This is a genomic window from Niallia taxi (genome assembly GCF_004005475.1).
Lineage (GTDB): Bacteria > Bacillota > Bacilli > Bacillales > Cytobacillaceae > Niallia > Niallia taxi.
This window is the reverse complement of the sequence record NZ_RZTZ01000001.1, coordinates 14,895-26,615: the sequence shown is the minus strand read 5'-3', so window position 1 is coordinate 26,615 and position 11,721 is coordinate 14,895. Positions and strand designations below refer to the sequence as shown.

Annotated in this window: 15 protein-coding genes; 11 read left to right on the top strand and 4 right to left on the bottom strand. The window is 37.6% G+C overall.

Annotated elements, in window-relative coordinates:
• The first annotated feature begins 4 nt into the window (after positions 1 to 4).
• From mutL to EM808_RS29735, 3 genes are all read left to right on the top strand, one after another.
• Positions 5 to 1,900, top strand: a complete 1,896-nt coding sequence (gene mutL / locus EM808_RS00160) for a DNA mismatch repair endonuclease MutL (protein WP_127734280.1) — start codon at positions 5 to 7, stop codon at positions 1,898 to 1,900.
• Positions 1,901 to 2,235: 335 nt separating this feature from the next.
• Positions 2,236 to 2,811, top strand: coding sequence for an MEDS domain-containing protein (locus tag EM808_RS00155; protein WP_164849543.1), 576 nt, complete (start codon positions 2,236 to 2,238; stop codon positions 2,809 to 2,811).
• A gap of 204 nt (positions 2,812 to 3,015) precedes the next feature.
• On the top strand, positions 3,016 to 3,213 hold the full coding sequence (locus EM808_RS29735) for a CPCC family cysteine-rich protein (RefSeq protein ID WP_412759290.1): 198 nt from the start codon (positions 3,016 to 3,018) through the stop codon (positions 3,211 to 3,213).
• A gap of 126 nt (positions 3,214 to 3,339) precedes the next feature.
• On the opposite strand, the gene EM808_RS29025 is transcribed toward EM808_RS29735, so the two are convergent.
• From EM808_RS29025 to EM808_RS00140, 3 genes are all read right to left on the bottom strand, one after another.
• Positions 3,340 to 3,579 carry a hypothetical protein gene (locus EM808_RS29025; protein ID WP_235856533.1) on the bottom strand — a complete coding sequence of 80 codons (240 nt, stop codon included), beginning with the start codon at positions 3,577 to 3,579 and terminating at the stop codon, positions 3,340 to 3,342.
• Between the two features lie 114 nt (positions 3,580 to 3,693).
• The gene (locus tag EM808_RS29020; protein WP_235856532.1) at positions 3,694 to 3,867 is read right to left on the bottom strand and encodes a hypothetical protein; all 174 of its coding nucleotides are present in this window, start codon (positions 3,865 to 3,867) and stop codon (positions 3,694 to 3,696) included.
• Between the two features lie 82 nt (positions 3,868 to 3,949).
• Positions 3,950 to 4,126 (bottom strand): hypothetical protein, encoded by a 177-nt coding sequence (locus EM808_RS00140; RefSeq protein ID WP_127734276.1) that lies wholly within the window; start codon positions 4,124 to 4,126, stop codon positions 3,950 to 3,952.
• A 252-nt stretch (positions 4,127 to 4,378) separates the two neighbouring features.
• Between EM808_RS00140 and EM808_RS00135 the strand changes: the two genes are divergently transcribed.
• The 6 genes from EM808_RS00135 to EM808_RS00115 all read left to right on the top strand — a co-directional run bounded on the left by EM808_RS00135 (position 4,379) and on the right by EM808_RS00115 (position 8,912).
• On the top strand, positions 4,379 to 4,726 hold the full coding sequence (locus EM808_RS00135; RefSeq protein ID WP_164849542.1) for an ArsR/SmtB family transcription factor: 348 nt from the start codon (positions 4,379 to 4,381) through the stop codon (positions 4,724 to 4,726).
• Between the two features lie 15 nt (positions 4,727 to 4,741).
• Positions 4,742 to 6,040, top strand: a complete 1,299-nt coding sequence (locus EM808_RS00130; protein ID WP_127734275.1) for an arsenic transporter — start codon at positions 4,742 to 4,744, stop codon at positions 6,038 to 6,040.
• Between the two features lie 33 nt (positions 6,041 to 6,073).
• Positions 6,074 to 7,717: an FAD-dependent oxidoreductase gene (locus EM808_RS00125; RefSeq protein WP_127734273.1), complete on the top strand. Its 1,644-nt coding sequence runs from the start codon at positions 6,074 to 6,076 to the stop codon at positions 7,715 to 7,717.
• A 222-nt stretch (positions 7,718 to 7,939) separates the two neighbouring features.
• On the top strand, positions 7,940 to 8,263 hold the full coding sequence (locus tag EM808_RS00120; RefSeq protein ID WP_235856530.1) for a hypothetical protein: 324 nt from the start codon (positions 7,940 to 7,942) through the stop codon (positions 8,261 to 8,263).
• A gap of 71 nt (positions 8,264 to 8,334) precedes the next feature.
• The gene (locus EM808_RS28430) at positions 8,335 to 8,475 is read left to right on the top strand and encodes a hypothetical protein (protein WP_164849541.1); all 141 of its coding nucleotides are present in this window, start codon (positions 8,335 to 8,337) and stop codon (positions 8,473 to 8,475) included.
• An 86-nt stretch (positions 8,476 to 8,561) separates the two neighbouring features.
• Entirely contained in the window at positions 8,562 to 8,912 is a 351-nt protein-coding gene (locus tag EM808_RS00115) for a hypothetical protein (protein ID WP_127734271.1), read from the top strand.
• Positions 8,913 to 8,958: 46 nt separating this feature from the next.
• Here EM808_RS00115 and EM808_RS00110 read toward each other — a convergent pair whose 3' ends face one another.
• Entirely contained in the window at positions 8,959 to 9,639 is a 681-nt protein-coding gene (locus EM808_RS00110; protein WP_127734270.1) for a TetR/AcrR family transcriptional regulator C-terminal domain-containing protein, read from the bottom strand.
• A 192-nt stretch (positions 9,640 to 9,831) separates the two neighbouring features.
• Here EM808_RS00110 and EM808_RS00105 point away from each other — a divergent pair, with 192 nt between their 5' ends.
• Both EM808_RS00105 and EM808_RS00100 read left to right on the top strand, forming a co-directional pair.
• Positions 9,832 to 11,184: an MATE family efflux transporter gene (locus EM808_RS00105; RefSeq protein ID WP_127734269.1), complete on the top strand. Its 1,353-nt coding sequence runs from the start codon at positions 9,832 to 9,834 to the stop codon at positions 11,182 to 11,184.
• 143 nt (positions 11,185 to 11,327) lie between these two features.
• Entirely contained in the window at positions 11,328 to 11,678 is a 351-nt protein-coding gene (locus tag EM808_RS00100; RefSeq protein ID WP_127734268.1) for a DUF6054 family protein, read from the top strand.
• Positions 11,679 to 11,721: the final 43 nt, after the last annotated feature.

Genomic DNA, 11,721 nt, shown 5'->3' with positions numbered 1-11,721 from the left:
GAAAATGGCAAAGATATTTCAACTGGATGACGCACTTTCCAATAAAATTGCAGCAGGAGAAGTAGTTGAAAGGCCAGCCTCTGTTGTTAAAGAATTAGTAGAAAACAGCATTGATGCGCAAAGCACAAACATCGAAATTTTTATTGAGGAAGCGGGACTGCAAAGTATTCGAATTCTCGATAACGGTGCAGGAATTGACGAGGAGGATGTACTCACAGCCTTTTCCCGCCATGCGACAAGCAAGATCAAGGACGAAAATGATTTGTTTCGTATCCGCACACTAGGCTTCAGAGGCGAGGCGCTGCCGAGTATCGCCTCTGTCTCCCATGTGCTTTTAACTACATCAACTGGGGAAAAGGGAACAAGTGTAGAGCTTGAAGGCGGACATCTAAAGAAGCACGAGAGCGCGCCTAGCCGAAAAGGAACAGAAATAACGGTTTCCAATTTATTCTTTAACACCCCTGCCAGGCTTAAGTATATGAAATCCATTCATACAGAGCTCGGCAATATAACGGACATTGTCAACAGGCTTGCATTATCACATCCTGAGATCAGCTTCCGCCTCATCCATAATGACAGAAAGCTCCTTCATACGAATGGGAATGGCGATGTGAGGCAGGTTTTAGCTAGTATATATGGCTTAAATATCGCCAAGAAGATGATTCCAATCACAGGGAAATCATTGGACTTTACTTTATCAGGATTCATGGCATTGCCTGAAATCACAAGAGCATCCCGCAATTATATCTCAACAATGATTAATGGCAGGTTCATTAAGAACTACTCGCTTGTACGAAGTATTCAGGAGGGCTACCATACATTGCTGCCAATCGGCAGGTTCCCGATTGTGCTCTTAAACGTGGAAATGGACCCGATGCTTGTCGATGTCAATGTGCATCCTTCTAAAATGGAGGTTCGCTTCAGCAAGGAGCAGGAGTTAAATGAATTGGTGAGTGCAAGCATAAAGGCAGCATTCAAGAAAAAGGAATTGATTCCTGCTGGCTTCATCCGTGAAAAAGCAAAAGCGCCTAAGGATGAACAAACGTTTCTTTCCTTTGATCAAGTGAAAGAGGCTCGACCAGAAGTACCACAACCGGCACAGCCCTTTGCCTTCCCGGCATTTACAAATGAGCCGCCGCTTTTTGATGACATAGCTGTGCCTGCAGTGACAGAGGAGCCAGAAGTGTTTGTCCGAAAGGAGCCGTCTATTCCAGCGTTTAATAGTACGGATAATTACGCGCAAATTCAAAAGCCAGAAGCAGAACATAACGAGGAGACATGGGAAGAGGAAGTGCTTGAGGATGTAGCCGCAGAAAACCGCGTCCCGCCATTATATCCAATTGGGCAAATGCATGGCACATATATTTTCGCCCAAAACGAAAGAGGTCTGTACATTATTGACCAGCATGCCGCCCAGGAACGAATTAAATATGAGTTCTATCGAGATAAGGTCGGCGAGGTTCATAACGAGCTACAGGAGCTGTTGATTCCACTAACACTAGAATATTCATTAGACGAATGGATGAAAATTGAAGAGAATAAAGCAGAGCTCGAAAAGGTCGGCGTCTTCCTTGAACCATTCGGCCAGCAAAGCTATCTCGTCCGCTCTCATCCCCAATGGTTCCCAAAGGACGAAGAAACAGAAACAATCGAAGAAATGATTGAACAAGTCCTTTCCATGAAAAAAGTCGACATCAAGCTGCTGCGTGAAGAAGCAGCCATCATGATGAGCTGTAAAGGGTCCATAAAGGCAAACCGCCATCTGCGCAATGTCGAGATCGAAAGCTTGCTTGAAGAGCTGCGCCACACATCAGATCCATTTACATGCCCTCATGGCCGGCCGATTATTGTGCATTATTCGTCTTATGAGATGGAGAAGATGTTTAAGCGTGTTATGTAGCAGAGGGTAATGGAGGTATTGCAAGTTATAGCCGCAAATACTCCTTAAAGTAGATTTTCGTAGCAAGCTGCTTTCTTTTTCCTGTATTTTGAAAACGAGTAGTCTGTAATATTAATGAGGAGTGGCCAATCGGTCACTCCATTTTTTTGTTGATTACTAATTTCTAACGTCAGTTAGTATAGTGTGGGGTAATACCTGCGGGCCGATTATGTACTTACTACAAGCTTGCATGATTATTAGTTTATATTTCAAATTACCAGGGAAAATTAGTTGCAAATTAGGATAGCAAGGGTATAATTTAGCCAGTAATGTTATAAACGTAGGGAGATATAAAAGTGGAGAATACACGATTGGTAGAATTATTACATTATTTTGAAGGGGAAGAAGGACATATATTTTATCATTTTGAAAATCAAGAAAAGTACCTTCAGAATGTAATAACTTTTATAACTTCTGGAGTAAAATTAGGCTCTAAAATTATTCTCATTGAAAATGACAGAAATATATCAAGAATAAAGGAAACTTTAAATAACAAACTAAATTCAAGTGAAATAGCCAAAGTTCTTTTTATCAATAATTTTGACTTTTATTTTGAAAATAAATGTTTTGATCCTCAACGAATATATGCTTATTATAAACAAAGCATCCAGCCTTCCTTGGATAACAACATTCCTGTATGGACATGGGGACTTGTGGAGTGGGGGGATGATAAGGAAATATTAAACCAAATTGAAATTTATGAAAAAAAGGTCGATCGGTTTGTAAATGAAAAGGGAATAATCTCCGTATGTGCCTATGATAAAACCCGTACACCTAATGGATTAAAGGAAATGTTAATCAAATGTCACAGTGTAATGCTAACAGATGATACTATTATATTCCCTAGTAAAATTGATACCTCGTTCGGTTAATCTTTTCATATTTTCATTCAACTCCAAGATGTAATTAGTTTAAGGGAAAATTCAAACCTCACATAGAGTCCTTACACTTCTTAGACAAAAAATTAAAGTAACATAATGGGGTGAAATATGGGAGGAAAGAAACTTTATACATGTCCTTGTTGTGGTTATAAAACATTAGAATATCGTCGTGAATGATTTACTTGTCAAGTATGTATATGGAATGACGATGAAATTCAAGCAGATGAACCAGATTTTAGTGGTGGGCCTAATAAAGGTGTATCGTTAAGAGCAGCTCAAAGGAACTATAGCGAAATTGGCGTGTGTTCCATATATATGCTGGAGAGAAAAAACCCATCTGCTGTATTGAAATATGAGAAGGACAGTAATTTTAAGCCGTTGGAACAATATTAATCTTTAAATTGCCTACTGCTGTGTGAACTGTCCTGCGAAGACTTAGAAAAAAACTACCTGTCCGAATTAGTAGAGGACAGGTAGTTTTTTTCCCATGGAATCAAATTTGCTTTTTTTCTTTGTTCCTTAAACATCACTGTTCTCTCTATCGAGCAGATAGTCTTTTGATATATAGTGTGTAACCTTTTCAGGTGTGTTGTATTTTTCATTGCTTGTAAATATAGTGAGTCCTACCTCTTGTACATCGATAAATGTTTCGACACTTTCAAAGTTAAGCATTTTAAATTCGGTTGGTTTATTCCAGCTCGTTGTTGGAACTAAAGCCTCTTCAGAAAGTCCTTCTCCAAAGAAGATATACGCACTCAATCCATTTAAAACTAAATCAACGGTACATTCACAAAGTACTTCTAATAGGTCAATTGAATCTATTTTTATAATAAAACCGTCAGATGAAAATTGGTGCGCTGGAATATTCCTTCTTCAAATCACGTTTGTTATCTCTTCAAAAATCACAGTTTCCAGAACCAAAGTAGAAAGAAATTCATTATCTATATCTCTAATTCCATTATTAATTGATTTAAACACATCATTAGGAAATGAAAAACTATTTATGGTGCTTACGTCTGCGTTTTGAACGAAATAATTATTTTGCACTTTCTACCTCCTGAATATGGAACGTTGTCTTGCTGAAATGCAGCAAGTTTTTTTAAGGTAAATAAAAAAGACCCAACAAGGGTCAAATGCTTTTCTTCATACCACATTGACGGCATTCACGGATGAAAATGAAATCCTTAACAGAGCTCTTGAATTGAGCATTGTCGCAATTATCACATCGTCCGCTTTTAACATCAGGGTATTCCTTATAATCATAAACTATTGTTGTATCATAACCGTTATATTTTTCTTCGCTCAAGCGATCACCCTCAAATTAGATTTGCTTATTCATAATAACATAAGCAATATTTCTGGAATACTGCTATTTTTAAAAACGAATCCAAATCCTTCTTAAAGGCAAAAAAACTCTAAAAGAAAGGTTTAGGATTTGAATGGCGGAAAAATCGGGAAAAGGGTTAATAAAGCTTCAAGTAAAATTAACTCTTTTTAATATTTGAATATAAGCATATACTTATATATGGGACTAACCTAAATAAGGTGGTGAAGCATTATGAACCAAGAAGATAAGCTGGAATTAAAAGAGACTGCGAATGTGCTTAAGCTGTTAGGAGATAAAACTAGATTATCCATGGTCAATATGTTGGCAGAGCAGGAATGCTGTGTATGCGAATTTGTGGAGATTTTTCAAATGTCACAGCCGGCAATCAGTCAGCATCTTCGCAAGCTTCGCGATATTGGACTTGTGAAGGAACAAAGAAAAGGGCAATGGGTAGTCTACTCGTTAAATAAGGAAAGTGTGTATTTCCTGTTGATAAAAGATGTATTAAAGCATATTCCGAGTGAGCGGGATAAATTTATTTGGTTAGAAAACAATGGGTTGAGAATTATATGTAATTAACGGAGGGTAACAGCATTGCTACAAACTTTTTTAGCTATCATTATTTTTTTATTAACACTAACTTTCGTTATCTGGCAACCCAAAAATCTTTCGATTGGTTGGTCTGCCTGTGGAGGAGCGATACTCGCTCTGCTTGCAGGGGTGGTTGATTTCCATGATGTTGTCGACGTAACAGGGATTGTGTGGAATGCTACTTTGGCATTTATTGCAATCATCATCATTTCATTGATATTAGATGAAATAGGCTTCTTTAAATGGGCTGCATTACATATGGCAAGGATTGCTGGTGGAAATGGGATAAAGATGTTTATTTACGTTTCTGTTTTAGGTGCAATCGTTGCCGCACTTTTTGCTAATGATGGCGCAGCACTTATACTGACACCAATTGTGCTGGCAATGGTGCGAGCATTGAAATTAGAAGAAAAAATGGTCTTTCCATTTATCATCGCAAGTGGATTTATCGCAGATACAACTTCATTACCTTTAGTTGTAAGCAACCTAGTTAATATCGTGTCTGCCGATTTCTTTCAGATTGGATTTGTAGAATACGCGTCAAGAATGATCATTCCAACGATCTTTTCAATCATCGCAAGCATTTTTGTCCTTTATTTATACTTCCGCAAGAAAATTCCAAGGTTGTATAATATAAGCCATTTGAAAAGCCCGATGAGTGCTTTGAAAGACAAAAAAATGTTTCGGATATCTTGGTTTATGTTAGCTGTATTGCTGATAGGCTATTTTGCGAGTGAGTTTCTTTCTATTCCCGTTTCATTTGTTGCGTGTGTTATTGCGTTCGTCTTTCTGCTGATTGCTAGAAAAAGCTCTGCGGTGTCTATTAAGCATGTAATAAAAGGGGCACCATGGGCCATTGTTTTCTTTTCGATTGGCATGTATGTTGTCATTTATGGACTTCGAAATGTTGGGTTAACTGATTTACTAGCTACTATTATTCAAGCAGCAGCAGACCAAGGATTATTTGTCGCTACACTTAGTATGGGCTTCATCGCTGCCATTATTTCGTCCATAATGAACAACTTGCCAACAGTACTGATAGATGCATTAGCTATCGCAAATACTAATACTTCTGGGGTAATCAAGGAAGGTTTAATATATGCAAATGTTATTGGTTCTGATTTAGGACCGAAAATTACACCGATTGGTTCACTGGCAACTTTATTATGGCTCCATGTTTTATCACAAAAGGGAATGAAAATTTCATGGGGAACGTATTTCAAAACAGGAATCATCCTAACGATACCAACCCTTTTGATTACTTTAATCGGCTTATATTTGTGGCTTTCCATTCTTACATAGTCAAATATAGATTTTATATTGGAGGTTAATATCATGAAAATAATTATTATTGGTTCTGTAGCAGCAGGTACATCTGTAGCAGCAAAAGCAAGGCGAAACGATGAAACAGCTGAAATCACTCTTTATAATGCTGACTATGATATCTCCTATTCTAGCTGCGGCATTCCGTATTTCCTTGGCGGAGAAGTAGCCGAGTTAGATACCTTAACACCAAGAAGTGCTGCATCCTTCAAAAAACGCTATAATGTGGATATTTTTACGCGACATGAAGTAATACAGATTGATGCCAAGCAAAAGAAACTAAAAGTGAAAAATTTAGATACAGCTGAAGTGAAGGAAGATACATATGACGTATTAGTATTCGCAACAGGAGCATCACCGATTACACCAGATATTGCAGGCGCTGATCAGAAGCATGTTTTCCAGGTTCGTACTATTCAGCATACTGCAGCTATTGATCGCTATATGAAGGCAAATCAACCAAAGAATGTAACCATTATCGGTGGTGGATATATAGGTCTTGAAATGGCTGAGCAACTCACTCAGCGAGGGTTAGATGTAACGATCGTTCAACGCAGTAATCATATAATGGCACATCTCGATCAGGATATTGCGTCACGTGTGGAAGATCACTTAGTGAAAAAGGGAGTCACCCTTATTTTAAATGATGAAGTAACAGCTATTAGTATGACAGATATACAAACAAAGTCAGGAAAAGTGATAGAAACGGATATGGTTATATTAGCTGTTGGTGTACGCCCAAATACACAATTAGCAAAAGAAATCGGCGTAACAATTGGCGATACAGGAGCTATTGCCGTTAATAGCAAAATGCAAACGAATCTGCCGCATATATATGCTGTTGGCGATGTAGCAGAAAGCTACTCTGTTATAACTGGAAAACCTATTTATCGCCCGTTAGGAAGTACAGCAAACAAGATGGGAAGAATTGCTGGAGATGTTATCACAGGCGGAACTTTAGAGCACAGAGGCGTTTTAGGGACAGGCATCCTAAGAGTGTTTGATTTGGCTATTGGTCAAACGGGAATGAATGAAACAGAAGCATTGGCAGAAGGCTTTGATATCGAAGTTCTTCATAATATAAAACCAGCAAAAGCAGAGTATCTTGGCGGAAAGGAAATAGTCATTAAAGCCATTGCAGATAGAAAAACAGGCAGGATTCTCGGTGTGCAAATCGTAGGAGAAGAGGGCGTTGATAAAAGAATAGATGTTTTTGTTACAGCAATAACATTTAAAGCAAAAGCAGAGGATCTGTTTCACCTTGATCTCGCTTATGCCCCTCCATTCAGCACAGCAAAAGATCCTGTCATGTATACAGGAATGGCCTTACAAAATGCGATTGATAAGAAAAATAAGCTGATAACACCGAAAGACCTAACAGAAAGAATCGAAAAAGGTGAAGCAATACAAGTAATTGATACAAGAGCACCAAAACAATACAATGTCTCAAAAGTGGAAACCGCTCTAAATATACCACTAGCAGACTTGCGTGAAAAATGTAAAGAGCTTGATCCCAACCTCCCTACAGTAACCTATTGTAACAGTGGGGTCACTGGCAATGCGGCCCAAAATGTTTTGCGCCAAATTGGTTTTCAAGATGTTTATAATCTTTCTGGCGGGAATAAAAATTACCAAGATTATCGGAAGAATACATGATTTTATTTAAGACCTTAGTATGCTAGGGTCTTTTTAGTTGTTACAATACGCTAAAAAGATGCGGTAAAACCCAAAATGATTGCCATATGTAAAGAAGAATACCTTAATTCGTTCAGGATATAATATAATATTTAATACAGGTGCTTAAGAGGGTAGATAATATTAGGGTGTCTATAAAGGTTTTGTTCAACTACATCGGTCATGAAAGGGAAGAAGGAAGAAGTGAAACAACCATGGAAGTCTATTGGAGTTATAATTACTTATGTCGTCGCAATAATAATTGGCTTTTTAAGTTTTAGTTCACCTTTTATGGATACTACTTTAAATACCAAAAAAATCGATAGAAACATCGGGAAATTAACCCAGTTTTCTTGGTTTAAGAATTTATATGAGGATGAAGAATATCGTCGTTTATTCTTTGTGAATAGAAGGGTTAGAAGTTATCTGCAAAATCCCATTCGTGTTAATGCATTAATAAAAAGAAAGCAGGCACAAAAGAGATTTCATGCTTTACTAGATAAACAAAGACAACCCCGTAACAATTAAGCGATAAAGGATACATTTACTAACGCTTATCGTATATAACTAAAACCAAATAAAACAAGGGAAGTTCAAACATGAAATATAGAAAAAGAAAACAAGGCAAATTTAAAGATTTTTTAAAAGAGAGTTTGTTTGAAATAGTACTCGAAGGAATCTGGAACATTATAACCTTTATTCCAAGAATGCTGATTCGCTTTATAGTTGATCATTGGTGACTGGGTATCAAAAAAAGCGGTTTTTATTGGTAGAATCATGTTGAATTCGGAAGCAGTATTTCAAGCTCTTGATAGGGGATAACAAATTGTTCGTATTAGTTTTATTATTTCATGTCATTATCAGCATTACGGTGTTGGCAATTACATTCATTTCCTTTGACTCAGTTAAAAGTAATAGTAAAATTTTAAATAATATTGCTGCAGGTTATGTTTTTTTGGGGATTCTTTTAGCAGGAACAGGCATATACATTGGCGGAGGACAAACTTTAAAAGCGTATTACTATATATCAATTGTTACACAAGTCATTATTCTAGTTTTCTCCCTTTTACTAAATCGTATGAGTAAAAGGGCGGGAGGTTCAAAGCCAATAAGTATATGTTCACTTAGCTTAGTTACCATAAGTATTATTAATAGCTCCTTTTTCTTTTATATTTAGCAAGTGAAAACCGCTCATCATTAACCTGATGAGCGGTTTTTTTCTATTACTTATTCTGTTCCAATATCACTTGCTCAATTCCCAAAATGATTACCTTCAATCCAAAATCAAAGGCTGCGTCTGTTCCCATCATTTCGAACAGCCCGCCTGTGAACATTCTTTTAAACAAGCCGGCATCCTGTTCACTCATCGTGTCGAGCAGGCGTATTAACTCATCACCTGGAAGTGCTTCCTGTTCCTTAAGCATTGCCGAGACATTGCGCTCATGCTGATAATCGTCAAGTACGAAGTAGAACACATAGTTTACAAGCGTTGTTACGACTTGCATTTTCTGCTCTTGCTCAAGCGGAGTCGATTCCACACAAAGCAGCATGCGGTTAGTGAAGCGGATAATGTCTGGTTCATGAGGAAGTGTCATCATCATGAGCTGGGTGGAGCATGGATAGCGGCTGAGCACGCTCCTTGTTGTGATCGCGAGCTCGGTCAATTGCTCCTTCCAGTCTCCATCAGAGTGAAACTCCTCCAAAATCACTTTGGATACAGTGTTTGCTAGACGCTGGTAGAGATTCTGTTTGCTTTTGAAATACCAATACAAAGAGGGGGCCTGTATTCCAAGCCTGTTGGCTAATTTCCTCATACTTAATTTTTCAATTCCATCCTCGCCAAGAAGCTCCCACGAGGTTGCTAAAATTTTATCCTCTGAAATCTGCGGCTGCTGTTTTTTCACTTTTTAATCACCCTTTTATCTAACAGTGTAAGTTTATGCTTTACACGCTTATAAAATCATGATATCATCTAACACTGTAAGAGGCAACCTTACACTGTTAGGTAATAGCCATAATAAAGCGCGTTTATTTATAGGGTGATAGTTGTCGTTAAATAAATTATTAATAAAACAAATAGAAAGTAGTGATTAAACATGGAGACAGAAAATCTCTATTATTTTGAAAAGGCACCTGTCGCAAAAGCTGTAGCTCATTTTGCTGTACCGATGATGATAGGTTCATCAATGAATGTTATTTATTCCATTCTGAATGCGTATTTCCTTGGGACACTTCATAATACGGCGATGTTAACTGCACTTGCATTAACCTTGCCGTTATTCGCCATTATTATGGCGCTTGGCAATTTAGTTGGCATGGGCAGCGGTACATTCATCTCCCGCTTACTAGGAGAGAAAAAGTATAATGATGTAAAGCATGTGTCTTCATTCGCCTTTTACAGCAGCTTAGTTCTTGGTGTTATCGTGATGCTTATTGGTCTCCCGTTGATTGATCCAATCGTTCATGGCTTAGGAGCAATGTCAGACTCCTTTGGATTTACAAAGGAATATGTGACGGTAATGCTTATTGGTTCACCTTTCGTTATATTGTTTTTCACACTAGAGAATATTGTCCGCTCAGAGGGTTCAGCACTAACCTCCATGATTGGGATGATTCTCAGTGTTGTTTTAAATATAATTCTTGATGCTTTAGTCATCTTCGTGTTTCATTGGGACGTGATTGGCGTTGCAGCCGCTACCGTTATTTCCAACATAGCAGCAAGTTTGTATTATGCTTATCATATGGGAACGAAAAGCCAATTCTTAACAATCTCTCTAAAATGGTTCAAGGCTTCTAAGGACATTCTGAGCAATGTATTAAAAATTGGAGTTCCTATCTTTATTATGAGCATCTTTTTAGGTGCCATGTCGCTTATTTTCAACCATTTTCTTGTTGATTACGGAGAACATGCTGTAGCAGCTTACGGAATTTCATCGCGATTACTACAATTTCCTGAGTTTATCGTGATGGGCCTATGTGAAGGAGTCGTACCGCTAATTGCCTTTGCTTTTACAGCAAATAAATTACGTATGAAAACGACTATATCCTTTACAATAAAAGCAATCGTAACGCTAGCAGTCGTGTTTGGCATCATTGTCTACTTTATTTCAGACCACTTGATTGGCTTATTTACAAATAATCCACAATTAATTGAAATGGGTAGCTATATCTTACATGTAACGTTTTTATCCTTGTTTATTACAGGAATGACCACTTTGTTTACTGGGATTTTCCAAGCAACAGCACAAGGAACAGCCGCATTTATTATGTCGATTATTCAAGGGATTACGCTAATACCTGTATTATTTATTGCAAATTCTATGTATGGCTTTGAAGGGGTAGTCTGGTCCCTTGTGATTGCAGATGCAGTCGCATTTCTTGTTGGTGCAATCATGCTGTTTGTTTTGCGGAACAAACTACAACCTGATTTAGCGAGTTTAGTTGAGTAGAAACAACACTCAGCAAAGCAACTGTGGGAATTTAAATAAGGAACCTTCTCGAATAAGTAAAAGGCTTTAACTTATGTAAAAAATGAAACCTTTTATTGGGACGCTCGTAAATAATAGAAAGAGAATCCGAAAGAGGAGTTAACATGCAAAAACCTATTGAATTTAAGCTAGCGGTATCACCATTTGAAGCAGCAGATATTATTCTTAGTTCACCAAATATAAAGGAAGATTTACTATATTGGGAAAATCATGTAGTTGGAAACGAAGGAAAACAAATATGTACATTTATATTTGAAAGATATTATTTCCGGACTTCTGGAAGGGCAACATTAACAGTTATCCTCGAAAATTTTGATGGGGAAAATAAGGTGAGATGTATGACTTCGGGAAGTGCTGAGAGTATTATCAATATTGATTTTGGAGCAAGCAGAAACTTTGTTAGTTGGCTAAAGAATATACTAGCGGAAAACATTTTGAAGGAAGCAGAGCTGTAATCCAATAATTTCTAACTACGATGGCTTACCTGTTAAAGGGTGG